12 protein-coding genes are annotated in these 16,200 nt (G+C 44.2%); 8 read left to right on the top strand and 4 right to left on the bottom strand.

Annotation, left to right across the window (positions count from 1 at the left end):
- Nucleotides 1-5 precede the first annotated feature (5 nt).
- A complete protein-coding gene (locus MKY19_RS27055) occupies nt 6-287 on the top strand; it encodes a holin (protein WP_339798820.1) in 282 nt (93 codons plus the stop codon).
- 102 nt (nt 288-389) lie between these two features.
- Here MKY19_RS27055 and MKY19_RS27050 read toward each other — a convergent pair whose 3' ends face one another.
- The 4 genes from MKY19_RS27050 to MKY19_RS27035 form a co-directional block, all read right to left on the bottom strand.
- A complete protein-coding gene (locus tag MKY19_RS27050) occupies nt 390-1,700 on the bottom strand; it encodes an MBL fold metallo-hydrolase (RefSeq protein WP_339798817.1) in 1,311 nt (436 codons plus the stop codon).
- A complete protein-coding gene (locus tag MKY19_RS27045) occupies nt 1,697-3,376 on the bottom strand; it encodes an iron ABC transporter permease (protein WP_339798814.1) in 1,680 nt (559 codons plus the stop codon). The genes MKY19_RS27050 and MKY19_RS27045 overlap by 4 nt, the downstream gene beginning before the upstream one ends.
- 5 nt (nt 3,377-3,381) lie before the next feature.
- The gene (locus MKY19_RS27040) at nt 3,382-4,461 is read right to left on the bottom strand and encodes an ABC transporter substrate-binding protein (RefSeq protein ID WP_339804523.1); all 1,080 of its coding nucleotides are present in this window, start codon (nt 4,459-4,461) and stop codon (nt 3,382-3,384) included.
- 86 nt (nt 4,462-4,547) lie between these two features.
- Nucleotides 4,548-5,516, bottom strand: coding sequence for an ABC transporter ATP-binding protein (locus MKY19_RS27035; protein WP_339798811.1), 969 nt, complete (start codon nt 5,514-5,516; stop codon nt 4,548-4,550).
- Between the two features lie 166 nt (nt 5,517-5,682).
- Between MKY19_RS27035 and MKY19_RS27030 the strand changes: the two genes are divergently transcribed.
- The 7 genes from MKY19_RS27030 (at nt 5,683) to glmM (ending at nt 15,740) form a co-directional block, all read left to right on the top strand.
- Complete coding sequence (locus MKY19_RS27030; RefSeq protein ID WP_339798809.1) at nt 5,683-6,576, top strand: LysR family transcriptional regulator; 894 nt, start codon at nt 5,683-5,685, stop codon at nt 6,574-6,576.
- Nucleotides 6,577-6,812: 236 nt separating this feature from the next.
- Nucleotides 6,813-9,605 (top strand): phosphoenolpyruvate carboxylase, encoded by a 2,793-nt coding sequence (ppc, locus tag MKY19_RS27025; RefSeq protein WP_339267365.1) that lies wholly within the window; start codon nt 6,813-6,815, stop codon nt 9,603-9,605.
- A gap of 880 nt (nt 9,606-10,485) precedes the next feature.
- Nucleotides 10,486-11,052 (top strand): RNA polymerase sigma factor SigW, encoded by a 567-nt coding sequence (gene sigW / locus MKY19_RS27020; protein ID WP_042192081.1) that lies wholly within the window; start codon nt 10,486-10,488, stop codon nt 11,050-11,052.
- A 122-nt stretch (nt 11,053-11,174) separates the two neighbouring features.
- The gene (locus tag MKY19_RS27015) at nt 11,175-11,789 is read left to right on the top strand and encodes a zf-HC2 domain-containing protein (protein WP_042192079.1); all 615 of its coding nucleotides are present in this window, start codon (nt 11,175-11,177) and stop codon (nt 11,787-11,789) included.
- Between the two features lie 218 nt (nt 11,790-12,007).
- Nucleotides 12,008-12,838: a diadenylate cyclase CdaA gene (gene cdaA / locus MKY19_RS27010; protein WP_042192076.1), complete on the top strand. Its 831-nt coding sequence runs from the start codon at nt 12,008-12,010 to the stop codon at nt 12,836-12,838.
- Nucleotides 12,831-14,288: a CdaR family protein gene (locus MKY19_RS27005; protein ID WP_339798803.1), complete on the top strand. Its 1,458-nt coding sequence runs from the start codon at nt 12,831-12,833 to the stop codon at nt 14,286-14,288. The genes cdaA and MKY19_RS27005 overlap by 8 nt, the downstream gene beginning before the upstream one ends.
- A 111-nt stretch (nt 14,289-14,399) precedes the next feature.
- Nucleotides 14,400-15,740 (top strand): phosphoglucosamine mutase, encoded by a 1,341-nt coding sequence (glmM, locus tag MKY19_RS27000; RefSeq protein WP_042192071.1) that lies wholly within the window; start codon nt 14,400-14,402, stop codon nt 15,738-15,740.
- The last annotated feature ends 460 nt before the right edge of the window (nt 15,741-16,200 follow it).

The following is a 16,200-nucleotide window of genomic DNA, read 5'->3' as shown; positions in this document are numbered from 1 at the left end:
CTAACATGGAAACTAGAGAGATTTTAGATGATGTTATAGCGTTTGCTTCTATATTAGCTGTATTCGTACTTGCTTTGGTTCAATTGGTCAAAAATAGTATCAACATCCCGCGTAATGCAGTCCCTGTCATCGGACTATTGATAGGCTTGCTCATCGGAGCGGCAGCGTATCCTTTTACCGATCTGGATATCGTCCTTCGCCTTTGGGCTGGGGGGCTGGCTGGTTTATCTGCGACGGGGTTGTTTGAGCTAGCTTTTAAGGATCGCCCGGGGACGACGAAAGAGTAAATGGATAATAGGTTTAAATCATAAAAAAAGGGCTGTTCCAAAACGTCTGAATAGACCTAAGGAAGAGCCCCATTGTTTTTTATGAGATTACATAGTTAAGCTTCAGAACGAAAGCGTACTTCCAGGCAGCAAAGAGTACAGCCCTGCAAAACCTTCTCCTTCTAATATAGAAGTGACATGATCAATATGCGATTTGGGAGCATGAACGAGCACCGACCGGCGGCTGGGAACCGTTCGTAGCATTTCCCGAATATCCGGTAAGCCTTGGTGGACTTTATAGCGAATGAGTGAGATTGTACATCTCGTGTCGCTAGATTCTTCTACCATAGAATGTTTAACGAGACGGTGCCCGAAACTGCCTGCCGCCAAATGTCCCGTGAAAATCACATGGTTCTTAGGAGAAGCAGAGAGCTGATGAAAATACTCTTGTGCTTTTGCCGACTGCATCATTCCGTCATTGGTAAACACGATTGAGCTCTTGAGATTCAACAATGCCTTTGCACGTTCCTCTGAATTAGATACAATGCACAAGTTCTTTCTATTAAAAAGCATATCAACGCGCTGAATAGCGCCCTCTTTCAGCCATTCGGTCTTATCGCTCAAACCTCTTAAAGGAGCTATGAGCTCTTCTTCGACGATCAGCTGATCATCGGGGAAGCACTCGCTTGCCCATACGATTAATTCCTGGCTTCTGCCATGGATAGGCACCGGAAGGAGGATTGAACCCCCTTTTTGCAGAGTGTTACAGATCGCTGACTCTAATTGCTGTAACTTTACAAGCTGCTCATCAGGATCCGCGCCGTAGGCGGCATCGATAATGGATAGATCGACGACATCTTTAGCTCCGGCTTCCATAATCGTTGGTGAATCTGCCATGAGCAGCAGCGACTCCTTCGTATAATCCCCTGAGAAAAATACGATTGTTCCGTCCCATTCGAGGATCAGCCAAACCGAACCTGCTAAATGTCCGCTTCGCCCCCATTGTACACGAAGATTAGGTGCAATCCTCAGCCAAGTCTGAGGGGGGATATGCTCCTCCAAATACATGAACTGGATAGATTGCTTATCTATTTCTTCATAAGGTAATGATGCGGACTGAGCAGCCACGTATTTATCCCATGCTTCGAAATAATCGGGAAGCTGTTTAACGGTAGCTTTCGTTGTCCATACCTTACCTGAATATCCGTACTTATATAGTAGAGGAAGTGCTATGGAATGATCCTCATGCGCATGGGACAGAAACACTGCCTGCAAATGTGGGATGATGTCTGTATCAAGCAGGGGGTATTCACCTGGACCTTCTTTTTTGACACCACAATCGAGTAGAATACCAGATTGCCCATCTTTGTCCTGCAAAAGATAGGAGGAACGGCCATGCTCTCCGGCCCCTCCCCAAATCGTTAGTGTGCTCATCGTTGTCTCCGCTTTCTATCTGGGCTTAAATATTCTAATACTAGTAGTAATATAGTGGTAACGCCGACAGAGATTACTGCCATGGCCATCCCCATCGCTACAGCACCTTGTTCAAACTGGGCAAAAATATAGGTCGCCGATGTCTGCATTGAAGGTGGAAGAATGAGTAAGGAGGCTACCAGTTCCCGATTGGAAATGGTGAAGGTCATCATCCATCCAGCCACCATCCCCGGTAGAATGAGTGGGAGCAGGATACGGCGGAACACATAAAGCTTGCTTCCTCCGAATACTTGTCCCGCTTGCATAAGGGAAGAATCGATCTGCCCGTAGCTCGCTTTTACATACTGAACAGTGTAGGGGATGAATAGTACAACGTAGGTAAGCACAACCATCCAGTAGGTATTATAGAGCGGAATAGGCATCCAGCGAGCATTCCATAGCAGGATTAGCCCTACTACAATTACAATTCCAGGAACTGTGTTGGGAAGTAGGCTGAATAGATCTGTAATTTTCTGCTTGAATGTAGCTCCTTTTCCTACAGTTAAGGCAAACCAAGTCCCAAGAATAACTGCGATACTGGAAGCGACGATGGCTAATGTGAAGCTATTTAATAAGGCCTCAAGTCCTTGAGAACCCGGTGATAGCAGCTCTGCATAATGCTTTAAGGTTAAATTGCTCCAAGATACGCCTTCTCCTCGCAGCTTTAATAATGAGGCTGTTATGATTGAGAAATATGGAATACCGATGGATGATAGAAGTAATAGAACAACATACCCCCAACTAAGAACCCCTATGATTCCCGTGCTTTTATAACGTTTGGTGCGAGTCCCTTTTCCGCCAATTAGGCGATAAGAGAAGCGACTGCTAATTAGAGTCTGGATGTACCACATGACGAGACAAACCCCGAGCAGCAAGGAAGCTAGTGAAGTAGCCTTTCCAAAATCTATTGGCCAACTAGAGATATACTTATGGATCTCAGAGGTCAGAACGTAAAAGCCGATCCTACGACCAAAGGTCGCAGGGGTACCAAATTCGGCAATCGTTTTGACGAAGATGAGAAGAGCTCCAAGCCCATAGCTGGATAATAGCAAGGGAATGATTACTCTTTTAAATCTGTAAAAGAACGGAGCACCATGAACAGAGGCTGCTTCCTCCAGATTGCCTCCGATCTGCAAAAGCGCATTACGCAGCAGTAAATACAGGAAGGGGAATAAATGCAGGCTCATGATCAGCACCATCCCTCCATAACTAAAGAAATACGGAGTCAGCACGGAGGAAGCGGGCAGAAACTGTTCCATATACCCACCCGTTTGCATAAATAACATCCAACCCATTGAACCAATGTATGGCGGAGTCATAAAAGGGATTAGTAGCACAACATCAAGCCAATTATGATGCCCTAAGTCCGTTTTAGCCATAATCCAGGCCAGAGGTAGTGCAAATAGCGTAGTTAGTAGAATAACGCTTACCCCGAGCCCGATAGAATTCAGCAGTACCTCAACCAGATCATGACTACCCATAATGGTTCGTAGTGGCGCGGCTATATCCAGCTGCTCATTGGGATAGATACTGGTCCAAAAAATGAGCAGGAGTGGCAGCAGTACGAGCACTGTCAGTATAAATAAAGCAAGTCCGCCGCTCACCCATTTAAATGAGCGTAAAGAGTTAATATTCATTACGCTTATTTAAAAATTTGTGTGAAGGTCGAGGAAACTTCATCACTATGTTCGTTCATCCATTCCCATTTCACATCAAATGTCTTAATTTTATCGAGATTTGCACGATTCTCTGCTTTCACATCGGTTCTGCCTGGCAATAAGTAGGCTTTAGCAACTAGCGCTTGAGCTTCATCAGATAGAAGATAGTCGATAAAAGCCTTGGCATTATCTACATTCGGACTTGTCTTAATAATCGCAGCCGGGCGAGGGCTGATTACTGTTCCTTCAGCAGGGTAGACGATATCTACAGGCTCTCCATCAGCTTTTGCCTTATAAGCCATGTAATCTACACCTGAGGCAACGACAGATTTAGCACCGGTAATAACCGGATCAAGTGCCTCCTGGTTGGCGCCCGCCATCGCTACACCATTGCTTTTGTATTGTTTGAAAAGCTCCCAACCGCTGTCCCCTTTAGCGCTTAAATATCCAGTTACGAAATCTAGAGCCGAGCCAGATAGCGAAGGATCTGGAATATTGACGGTTCCTTTCCACTCCGCTTTAGTAAGATCATCCCATGAAGTCGGAGGTGTGCTTACTTTTTTAGTATTGTAGACAATCCCTAGTGCGGATGCGCTATAGCTAAAATAATTGCCATCTGCTGTGTCTGACCAATCACTAACGAGCTTATCTGCATTAACCGCCTCTTTATATGGAAGCAATAAACCATCATTCTTCATCCCTTGCATGGACGGAAGGGAGGCGAGAACAACAACATCGACTACTGGATTGGACTTTTCTGCTTCCATACGGGCTAATATTTTTCCAGTAGTGCCTTGGAACATTTCCACCTTCACACCGGTTTTGGCTTCAAAGCCGTCTTTAATTTTATTGGCTAGACCTTCAGGACCTGCGCTGTAGACGACAAGACTGCCACTCAGAGCTTTCTCTGTGGGTTGTGGTGCTTCAGTTTGAGCTGTAGTGTTAGCGGTTGAAGTCGGATTGCTTGCGTTAGCAGCAGGAGTGTTAGTAGAGCTACAGCCGGCTAGACTCGCTCCGATTATAGTTGTTAGAAGAAGTGTACTAAGTCCTTTAGTGTTATTCATTGATTTCAATGTGAATGCCTCCCTAATATTTTTTGCATCTTGCTGCATGGAACAGCATCATACGAGCTATTCCATGCAGTGGACGCTTAATTCAGATGATGGATCTGGTGCTTAGAAGCGTAGACCTGAATCGTTTCTCCAACAGGTAGACGTTGATCATGATAAGCGGTCCAAGTAGTTCGGTTCTCCATGTCCAGAATGACCTCATAGCGATCACCCATATAGCTCACATGTTGAATCGTCCCCGTAAATGGAAGAGAGGAAGCATCCTCCTGAGACCAACGTAAATGTTCCGGACGAAGCATTTGCTTATCGGGAACGATCCAGTTGGATTTTCCAATGAAATGAGCTACAAAAGGATGATTGGGTTTCTGATAAATCTCCTCAGGAGAACCTGTTTGTAAAATAGTTCCACCTTGCATCACGACCACTTCATCTGACATAGACATCGCCTCGGTTTGATCATGAGTGACATATAGAGCGGTAATACCCATGTTCCTCACCAAGGAGGTTAACTCCAGCCTCATTTCATCTCGCAAGACTGCATCCAGTGCACTTAACGGCTCGTCGAACAATACGAGTTGGGGTCTAGTAACTACAGCTCTGGCAAAAGCAACCCGTTGCTGTTGTCCACCGGACAGCTGATGGGGAAAGCGTAGCTCGAGTCCTTCCAGCTTTACGGATCGAAGGGCTTGCTGAACCCTAATCCGTAAATCCTTTTTCTGCTTAGAGGCACGAAGTCCGAAGGCGACATTCTCGAAGACAGTTAAATGCGGCCAGAGCGCGAAATCTTGAAAGACCATGCCAAAGTTGCGGCTATGGATGGGGCGACTAATTTTTTTGCTGCCTGAGAAAATAAACTCGTCATCCATTAGGATTTCTCCAGCATCCGGTGTTTCTAGCCCAGCAATCAGACGGAGTAGTGTCGTCTTTCCACAACCTGAAGGACCGAGTAATGTCGTAAAGCTTCCAGCGGGAATCTTCAGATCTGCAGCCTTCAAGGCATGCACATCTCCGAATTTCTTTTCCAATCTGTGGATTGTAATTTCCTTCATCTCTATCTACCTGCCTGTTCTTAAGCTTGTTCTTAGTGTAAAGGTAAAGAATTCCCGCTATATTTGCTGAATGTAACTGTGATATTAACTTTTTTGCCGATTTATTTTAACATTCATAGAATTCTTCTATGTTACCGTTTAGTGAATAGGCGAGGAGTGGATGATAATGAACCTTAATTTAATCAAGCTGGAAATCGTAGAATTGCTAAATAAACATAAGAAAATAACTACAGTAGCCGATAAACTCGGACTGAAGCAGCCCACCGTTACGTACCATTTGAAGAATTTAGAGCAGCAATTGGGGGAGAAGTTATTTGAATCCAGATTGGATAAAATGATTCTTACGGAGAGTGGAAAAGCGTTTCTTCATTATGCGACTAAAATCAATGCACTAGCTGCAGAAGCGGAGCGGGTTGTAAAAGAGTTCAGTCAGGCGGGGCGAGGAACGCTTAAGATTGGTGCCAGTTACGTTCCAGCTACTTATATTCTTCCGAAAATATTGGGGCTGTTTGGAGAACAACATCCGGGGATTACGATCTCTTTATCGGTTAAGCCTTCCCCTGTAATCAAAGAAATGCTGGCTAGCCATGAGATTGACCTTGGTATTTTGTCTACAGAATCTTTTTATCTACCAGATCTGCATACTCAAGCCTTGTGTGAGGACGAGCTCGTGCTTGTTTTTTCGCCATCTCATGAATTTGCCTCATTTTCTAATCTAAACCCGGCTATGATTGCTTCAGCAAGTTTTATATTACATGACAAGGAATCGAGTACACGCCAACTGACGGATAAATGGTTTGAGCGTGAAGGGAATGAACCGAGGACCTATATTCTACTGGATTCACTGGAGGCCATAAAGCAATCGCTTATGAGTGGAAAGTACGTTTCGTTTATATCGCGTCTTGCTGTGGAGGATGAGGTAGCCAGAGGAAGATTGCTAATGCGCACCATTCCAGATTATAATTTTCAAAGACATATTTATTATTCGTATAACCGCGATCGTCATTATTCTCCTCTTATCGGCCTGTTCATCGATCAGATTCGAACGCTCCGTATTTAAATACACATAATGAAGGTATGCTAGAGCCATTATATATAAGAAAGAATACATAAAATATAAGGACTGTATAAATTGAGAAATTGGTGTATAATCTTAGATACTGTGTCGCTTTACAGCGCAAAATAGTTGGAGATTTTCACGCAGTTTTATTGTATGATATGAGGAAAGCTTTAATAGGCGATTTTTAGACAGACAATAATTAACACATTGATCCGGAAGAGAATGGGGGGAGCAGCATGACCGAACTTACGACTACCGTCAGCAAAAGCAACTCTAACAATCTGCTGCGACGGGACGTACGGTTCTTGGGGAACATTTTAGGAGAGGTCTTGGTTCACCAAGGCGGTAACGAACTACTAGAGATCGTGGAGAAAATTCGCGAAACCAGTAAATCGCTGCGCTCACTATTTTTACCTGAACTGCACAGTGAATTTAAGGAGTTAATCAATTCTTTGGATCCAGAGAACCGTCATCAGGTAATAAGAGCGTTCGCTATTTATTTTCAGCTCGTGAATATTGCCGAACAGAACCATCGGATTCGCCGCAAACGTGACTATGAACGTTCAGCTGGGGAGACAGTCCAACCCGGTTCTATAGAAAGCGCGATTAAAGAGCTTCGTGAACGTGATTTCTCTCATGAGGAAGTTAACGAGATTATTGCAGGATTATCTCTGGAACTTGTAATGACGGCACATCCAACGGAAGCTATGCGCCGTGCTATTCTCGATATTCATAAGCGGATATCTGATGATGTTATGGGTCTGGATAACCCTACCTTAACCTTCCGGGAGCGTGAACAGCTCCGTGAGAAGCTATTAAATGAAGTGATTACGCTATGGCAAACGGATGAACTGCGTGACCGTAAGCCTACCGTACTCGATGAAGTACGTAATGGGATGTACTATTTCCATGAGACGATCTTCCATGTATTGCCCGATGTTTATCAAGAACTTGAACGTTGTCTCAGTAAATACTACCCAGGGCAGAATTGGCATGTACCAACCTACTTGCGTTTTGGCTCATGGATTGGTGGAGACCGTGACGGTAACCCTTCGGTAACTTCTACAGTTACTTCACAGACCTTGCGCATGCAGCGTAAGCTGGCGATTCGGGAATATCAACGGATTATGCGTGAACTCATGAAATATCTAAGCTTTAGCACAAGTATTGTTAAGGTGACGCCTGAGCTAGTAGAATCCATTGAAGCTGATCGTGAGATCATTAATCTTGGCAAGATGGAAGAATGGCGCAATGATAATGAACCTTACCGTATTAAGCTTAGCTATATGATCTCCAAGACACAAAATGTTCTGGATGATGAGAAAAAAGATACTCTTGAGCGTTATTCTACACCTGAAGAGTTTATCGATGATTTGAACGTGATTGACCGCAGCTTACGGCATCACTATGCCGATTATGTGGCCGACACTTATATTAAGAAATTGATCCGTCAAGTGGAGCTGTTCGGTTTCCATACGGCGACACTTGATGTGCGTCAGCACAGTCAAGAACATGAGAATGCTATGACTGAAATTCTGGCGAAAATGAACATTACGCCGGATTACTCCAAACTGTCTGAAGATGAGAAGATTGAGCTACTGGAGAAGCTGTTGAATGATCCACGTCCAATCACTTCTTCTTATCAGACGTATAGCGAGGGTACAGAGGAATGTCTTGCAGTGTACCGGACGATCTTCGCTTCGCAAGAAGAGTACGGCAAACAATGTATCACTAGTTATCTGATCAGTATGGCAGAAGCGGCAAGCGATATTCTGGAGGTTATGGTCTTCTCCAAAGAGGTAGGACTATTCCGCAAAGATAATGACGGTACAGTCGTATGTACGCTGCAAGCTGTGCCACTTTTTGAAACGATTGATGATTTACATGAAGCACCACAAATTATGAATAGATTGCTCAGCATGCCTATCTACCGCGATGCAGTAAGAGCAATGAATGATTTGCAGGAAATCATGCTTGGATATTCAGATAGTAACAAAGATGGCGGCGTGGTTACTGCTAACTATGAACTGCGTGTTGCTCTGAAAGAGATTACAGCTACAGCTGATAAGTTCGGAATCAAGCTGAAGTTCTTCCACGGTCGTGGTGGAGCGCTCGGCCGTGGCGGCATGCCGCTTAACCGCAGCATTCTGGCTCAGCCAGCCTCGACGATTGGCGGCGGCATTAAGATCACCGAGCAGGGAGAAGTGATCTCCTCCCGTTATTCGATGCAAGGGATTGCTTACCGCAGTCTAGAGCAAGCGACATCTGCGCTTGTGACAGCAGCGATCAATGCGAGAATTCCACAAGCGGATTTATATGAAGAGAAGTGGGAAGAAATTGTTGCCCGTATCTCTGAAGTTTCGCTTCACAAATATCAGGATTTGATATTCCGTGATCCGGACTTCCTGACTTACTTCAAAGAATCTACACCTCTGCCTGAGGTTGGAGAGCTTAATATTGGTTCACGCCCTTCCAAACGGAAGAACAGTGACCGCTTTGAAGACTTGCGTGCAATTCCGTGGGTATTTGCGTGGACACAAAGCCGTTATTTGCTTCCAGCGTGGTATGCTGCTGGAACCGGACTGCAGAGTTTCTATGAGGGTAAGGAAGAGAATCTGAAGATTATGCAGCATATGTATGAGAACTTCTCATTCTTTACTACACTGATAGATACGCTGCAAATGGCTATCTCAAAAGCGGACTTGAACATTGCTAAGGAATACGCCAGCATGGGTAAGAACGAGGAAGCGCGTCAACGGATCTTCGGCCAGATTGAAGATGAATTCAAACTGACCTCAGAGTTGATCCTGAAGATTACTGGTCAGCAGGATATCTTGGATAACGTCCCTGTGATTCAGGAGTCGATTAGACTCCGCAATCCTTACGTTGACCCACTTAGCTACCTGCAGGTTCAGTTGCTATCCGAGCTTAGAGCGCTCCGTGAAATTGACGGAGACGATAGCGAATTGCTTCGCGAAGTATTGCTTACCATCAACGGCATTGCCGCTGGTCTTCGGAATACCGGCTGATATAGTCTTAACACAAAAAGTCCGCCCTTTATCGGGGCGGACTTTTTGTGCTGCTTCAGGGTCAAAATGCTGAATTAAAGGGGATTATTACCTGTAAATCGGTATTTCAAGCTCATTTCGATAAAATATAGGGAGTTGTTCCCTTTATATCAGCTGAACTTGGTGTAATTAATTGAATTTGGCCAATATACAGGGAGAAATTCCTTATAACTTGGTCATAAAACAGCTGGGACCTAATTTATAGGGAGGTTTTCCCTATAACTCGTTCCATCAAAATGAAACCCTCAACCTACACTGGAGTTCTTACTCGCCAAATCACCGAAAACCCTGCGTAAAGTATAACAATGTCTGCTCCATATGCAACAAATTTAAACTAACAGAAGCCTATTCAACCGACGGGATGATCTTGTTGCCTAATACGAGCTACTTTGCTCATAAACTAAATATTGTGCTGCGAAGTGATTCTTTTGTCCTGAAAAATATTGTGGTGCTTTGCCCAATATTGATCTTTCTTGCACCACCCATGTAACCGAGATGTAAGCGAAGGTAAATAGTGTGGCACTTATTATTCAGGTGATGGAGCAGCGTAGAGAATGTTTGGAACTGTAGGAGCGTTAGCGATCGCCTTTATTGTCAGATTTCTACCGCGAGTAGCGGTTTAAATCAGGAAATCTGACAATAACAGCGACCGGAAGTCCAAATATTTCTCGAAGCTGCACTTAATCACCTATACCAAGTTGTCCAGTTTTTAACTCAGTTTACAGAGAAGGTTACAATACAATCCTTGATTTTTACACAAACTTGAATTACGATTTAATTGCTTGTACCGTGGATATTTGAAAATAAATACCAAGGGCGGCAAGTCTGGGGGAGTTAACAGGTGGAGAATTTGGAAGGCAGATTGACAAAGCTCGCCTTAAAAGGCGACCAAAGGGCATTTGCCGAGCTTGTGGAACTATATAAAGACAAAATATATCATTTGGCGTACCGGATGCTGAACAATCGCCATGAGGCGGAGGATATAGTTCAGGAGACCTTTTTGCGTGTGTATAGAAACTTGGATCGGTATGATGATAAACAGAAGTTCTCTACCTGGATTTATCGGATTGGAACGAACCTCTGTATTGATAGATTACGCAAACGGAAACCAACCTATTCGCTCGATGCAGATATGAACGATCAGGAGGGCCTTGACGGCTATTCGTTGATTCCAAGTGATAATGTAACACCTGAGACCGAATTACTGCTCTCTGAGACGCAGGGGCTAATCTATGAGGCTATTGACAGTCTGCCTGTGAAATACAGGTCTGTGATGATTCTTAGATACCTGCAGGATTTGTCACTTCAGGAAATAAGTGATGTGCTCGACATGCCTGTAACCACGATTAAGACGCGTGTACACCGAGGTCGCGAATTTTTACGTAAAAAATTAGGCCCGAAAATGTAAAAATAGATTTTTTTTTATGAAACATCTTTGGGAGAGCGACGTATGTAAGTTAAGCAAGTCTTATGTGTCCTGACCCTATGTCTTAGGATAATTAAATAGCACTCATGAAAGGATTGGCTCCTATGGAATGCAAACTGGCCGTCTCTATGATGCACGACTACTTGGATGACGACTTGCCCGATCAGCAGCAGAGGGAGTTGAAGGAGCATCTTCTATCCTGTCCAGATTGCCGTGCAAAGTTTAAAGAATTAGAACAGACAGATATGTTGATGTTCTCCCTAATGCATCAGAATCCTGTTGCCTCAGATGATCTTGTGAGCCGGATAATGAGTTCATTGCCAAAGACCAAGAAAGAAAATGCTTTTGTTACCTGGATCAAGAGACACCCTGCACTTACAGCGGCATCTCTGTTTCTTGTCGTAATGCTGATGAGTTCCGTAACTTTTTGGAGTCCAGATAGACAACTTGTAGTTAGAGGTGCAGATCTGGATCAAGTGGTTATCAAAGGGGATACTGTAATCGTACCTTCCGGCAAGATTATTACCGGTGACCTTACCATAGAGAATGGTAAAGCACAGGTATATGGGGAAGTGAACGGCAACGTAACAGTCATTGACGGTTCTCTGTATCAGGCTTCAACAGCTCATATTTCTGGGCAAGTCAAAAGCATAGACCAAGCGGTAAGTTGGCTCTGGTATAAAGTGACGAACATGTTCTCTGAAGTTGCCTACCGTTAAAGAAAGCGACAGTGGTTACCTTGAGCTGGAATATTATTTTGCGCCTCTTTTTCCGGAAAGATGGCGCTTTTTTGTTGCCTAAATTTAGAAGAATTAGAAAATGGGTGAGTGGCTAAACTTGCAACTGGAGCCCGAACGTTATAACCTAGATATTGATACAGATCTAACAGACATTTTACATAAACCCAGCTAATATGAAATGACGGGGGTTTTAGGCAATGAGTTATTTTACAGACTTAACATGGAAAGATTCCATTAAAGATATTATTGATATACTGATCGTCAGCTACATTATTTATAAAGTGCTTAATATGGTCCGCGGAACTCGAGCGATTCAGCTGCTGAAGGGGATTCTGGTCCTGGTTTTGATTTGGGCTGTGAGTACCATGCTAGACCTCTATACGCTCAAATGGCTAATGAATCAAATGTTTACATTCGGGGTGCTTGCGGTCTTTATCATCTTTCAGCCGGAACTACGAAGGGGACTGGAGCAGCTTGGACGAGGTAAATTTTTCGGACGGGCTGGGGAAAGTGATGAAGAACTCAGTAAATTAATTGGCGAAGTGATTAAAGCCGTAAATTATTTATCACATAGAAAAATAGGGGCATTAATCGTATTCGAGCGAGAGACAGGCCTTAATGAATATACGGAATCGGGTATCGCCATGCGTTCTTTAGTCAGCTCTGAGTTGCTGATTAACATCTTTATACCTAACACCCCTCTGCATGACGGAGCCCTTATTATGCAGGGGAATCAGATCGCCGCAGCTGCATGTTATTTACCTTTGTCCGAGAACCCTTTTATTAGCAAGGAACTGGGGACAAGACATCGCGCGGCTATCGGGATTAGTGAGGTTGCGGACTCTGTGTCTGTCATTGTCTCGGAGGAGACAGGACAGATTTCTCTGGCCATCAATGGTCAAATTGTAAGGGACATTAAGGAAGAATCAATGATTTCGAAGCTCCATCAAGAGCTGAGTGTAAGTTCATCGCTGAAGGAGAAAGGTTCAACTTTCTGGAAACGGAAGGGGGACAAAAATCATGGATAAGTGGATGAACAATAACAATTTCAATAAGATTCTAGCCCTTGCATTTGGGATCATACTGTTTACTATGGTTCGTATCGACACTGCGCCTGTTGGACAGACCACGGTCGATACTAAATCGAAGATTATTGAGAATGTAAAGATCGAAGAGATCGGTCTAGATAAAGATAAATTTGTACTGGAATACAAGGATGTAGATAGTGTGAGTATGGAGGTTAAGGGGAAGAACTCGGATATCTCTTTTCAGTTCTCGGACGACTATAAAGTGACCCTTGATCTAAGTAAGGTTGAGCCTGGAGATAATACGTTGCCACTCTCATATTCATTACCTAGAGGTGTAACTCTTGTCAGAATGACTCCTAAAGAGGTCAACGTACATGTAGAGCTGCGAAATACAAAATCTTTTCCCATAACATTGGTTACCAAGGGAGAACCAGCAGCGGGGTATCAATTAGGTACCCCAGTTTTGCAGCCTACGGATACTGTTGAGGTTACGCTGCCAGATAATGAGTTAAGCAAAGTGGTGAAGGTACAAGGCACTATTGAGCTAAATGGCGAGAACGAAACCTTTAAAGAGAAGAAATTGAAGCTGCATGCTTATGATAATGAAGGAAAAGAAGTGAAGGATGCCGTCATTGAGCCGGCTACCGTTTCGGTGGAATTGCCAATTACCTTGCCTTTTAAGAGCTTACCGCTGGATATCGGCTTTACCGGACAACTTCCGGGTTCTCTCGTCTTATCAAATGTAACGCCTGAGCTGGAATCAGTCGTGGTATATGGTCAAGCCAATGCGTTAGCTACATTATCTACCTATGAAGCAAGTGTCGATCTTAGCGCTATAGATTCTGCAGGAACGAAGCAGCTGAAGGTAGAACTGAAACCTCCGGCAGGAACTGAGAAAGTAATGCCTGAAACCGTGAACGTTTCATTAACGATCTCAGAAATTGCTGAACGGACGGTTGAAGCGGTACCCATCAAGTTACAGGGTGTCGGTGATGAGTTTGAAGGAAGTATTGTTAATCCAACAAGCAAGGATATAGCCCTTACCTTAACAGGTGCACCTACTTTGCTAAATCAACTAAATAAAGACGATATAGGTGTTGTGGCTGATGTGACTGGCCTGACTGCCGGGACTCACGAGGTTTCTTTACGGGTATCACTGCCTAAATTCATCGCACTGGCTAATCCAAGTGTGCCTCTTACGGTAACTGTACAGTTGCTGTCACCTGCAACGCCGGTGCCTACGCCTCATCCAGACACGGGTAGTGTAACTACTCCTGAGCCAAGCTCTGAACCTGTTATAGGCGATGAGGAGGCCACTGAGAAGCCTACCCATAGCGGAGAAGTTGGAGCTACAGCGACGCCTGTCCCCACGGATAGCAGTCCAGAGAATAATGGCACAGCTAACACAAGTACGAATTCCGAGAATCCTGTAGGTACAGGGGGAACGTAACCTTTTATTGAAATACGTCTTTTAGGATATGTCCCAAAGGTACACCAAAATAGTATTCAAATCATAGGATAGAACATTAAGCTAATGTAGCGTATTCAAAGGAGAAAAATAATGGGGAAGTATTTTGGAACTGACGGTGTGCGGGGAGTAGCAAACCGTGAATTAACTGCAGAAATGGCTTATAGCATTGGTCGCTGTGGAGGATATGTACTAGCGGGTAACGTGCATAAACCAAAGGTTGTCATTGGGATGGATACACGTATTTCCGGACCTTTGCTCGAATCGGCTCTTATTGCTGGTTTGCTGTCTATTGGGGCAGATGTAATCCGTATAGGTGTAGTGAGTACACCTGCTGTTGCTTATATTACGAGATTATTAAAGGCAGATGCAGGGGTCATGATTTCGGCATCACATAATCCGGTTGAAGATAATGGCATTAAGTTCTTTGGCGGAGATGGTTTCAAGCTTACGGATGAAACTGAGCTGCGTATTGAAGAACTAATGGATGCTGAAGTTGATGAATTGCCTCGTCCTATCGGCTCTGGTTTAGGTATGGTTACGGTTGATAATGACGCCAAGTACCTCTATCTGGAGTATTTGAAGACAACCATTTCTCAAGATTTCAAGGGAATTAAGGTTGTACTCGACTGTGCTCACGGCGCAGCGTATGAACTTGCACCAAGATTGTTCAGAGAACTGGGCGCTGAGGTTATTTCTATTGGTGCTGAGCCTGATGGATTGAATATCAATGCTGGATTTGGTTCGACACATCCAGAGACTTTGCGTGAGGAAGTATTACGTCATGGAGCGGATTTGGGACTTGCTTTTGACGGAGATGCTGACCGATTGATTGCGATCGACAATAAAGGCGATGAAGTGGACGGAGACTTTATTCTCTGTATTTGTGGGGATGCAATGAATCGTGCTGGTAAGTTGAAGGATAGCACAATCGTATCAACGGTTATGAGTAATATCGGATTCTACAAGGCTACCGAGAAATTATCCCTGAACACTGCTAAAACAGCTGTAGGCGACCGGTATGTGATGGAAGAAATGCGCCGTGGTGGTTTTAATCTAGGTGGAGAACAGTCTGGACATGTTATCTTCCTTGATTATAATACAACAGGTGATGGTATTCTGACGGCTATCCAACTGGTAGATACGCTTAAAGCTTCTGGTAAGCAACTTAGCGAGGTTAAGAGCATGATGACGAAATACCCGCAGGTGCTGGTCAATGTTCGTGTACAAGATAAGACCAATTATCCTAACAACCAGGCTATCGAAGCAGCTATCGCTGAAGTAGAAGGCAAGCTAGGCGACAATGGCCGTGTGCTTGTACGTCCATCGGGTACGGAGTCTCTAATACGTGTCATGGCAGAAGGCCCTGATAAGGCAGATCTAGATCTTTATGTGAATCAAATTGTAGAAGTTGTTCAACGCGAATTGGTATAATTCATTACCATACCTATATAGCCGGTGTAGAGAGCGATTCGGACTCGTTACACCGGTGTTTATTATTTTTGGATGGATCGTCTGAACAGGGATTTGTGAAATTTAGGTTGGTGCAGCATTGCCAAAGTAATGTAAGGTGCATATAATAGATTAAGTGTCATTCTAGAAGGAAAGCGGGGATTGTGAGGTTTGCAATAGCAAGCGCCAGAGCTTGGTCGAGCGCGGGGGAGAAGGGAAAGCTGCTACATGGTTATGTAGACAAGGGCTTGAACGGATCACGGCAGACGTAAGCTGACGAGGTGGAGGTGTTCGAAATGTTCGGCGGGGACCTCCCGGTGATGCACCAGAGCCGTAAATGGAGACGGAAAATGGAAGGGCGACCTTTCACACAACGTTTTCATGGGTGCATAAGAAATATAAAATTCATGTGTGCGCGCATCGTAAAGAAACACGTTGATTC

This window comes from Paenibacillus sp. FSL R5-0744, from assembly GCF_037972555.1.
Lineage (GTDB): Bacteria > Bacillota > Bacilli > Paenibacillales > Paenibacillaceae > Paenibacillus_AQ.
The sequence above is the reverse complement of the archived record's forward strand: the minus strand, read 5'-3'. Positions and strand labels throughout refer to the sequence as shown.

Bases quoted from the DNA above. Each gene is read 5' to 3' on its own strand.
- MKY19_RS27045 (WP_339798814.1), bottom strand. From the start codon at position 3,376: ATGAATATTAACTCTTTACGCTCATTTAAATGGGTGAGCGGCGGACTT.
- MKY19_RS27005 (WP_339798803.1), top strand. From the start codon at position 12,831: ATGGATAAGTGGATGAACAATAACAATTTCAATAAGATTCTAGCCCTT.
- MKY19_RS27055 (WP_339798820.1), top strand. From the start codon at position 6: ATGGAAACTAGAGAGATTTTAGATGATGTTATAGCGTTTGCTTCTATA.
- cdaA (WP_042192076.1), top strand. From the start codon at position 12,008: ATGAGTTATTTTACAGACTTAACATGGAAAGATTCCATTAAAGATATT.
- ppc (WP_339267365.1), top strand. From the start codon at position 6,813: ATGACCGAACTTACGACTACCGTCAGCAAAAGCAACTCTAACAATCTG.
- glmM (WP_042192071.1), top strand. From the start codon at position 14,400: ATGGGGAAGTATTTTGGAACTGACGGTGTGCGGGGAGTAGCAAACCGT.
- MKY19_RS27030 (WP_339798809.1), top strand. From the start codon at position 5,683: ATGAACCTTAATTTAATCAAGCTGGAAATCGTAGAATTGCTAAATAAA.
- MKY19_RS27015 (WP_042192079.1), top strand. From the start codon at position 11,175: ATGGAATGCAAACTGGCCGTCTCTATGATGCACGACTACTTGGATGAC.
- MKY19_RS27035 (WP_339798811.1), bottom strand. From the start codon at position 5,516: ATGAAGGAAATTACAATCCACAGATTGGAAAAGAAATTCGGAGATGTG.
- MKY19_RS27040 (WP_339804523.1), bottom strand. From the start codon at position 4,461: ATGAATAACACTAAAGGACTTAGTACACTTCTTCTAACAACTATAATC.
- MKY19_RS27050 (WP_339798817.1), bottom strand. From the start codon at position 1,700: ATGAGCACACTAACGATTTGGGGAGGGGCCGGAGAGCATGGCCGTTCC.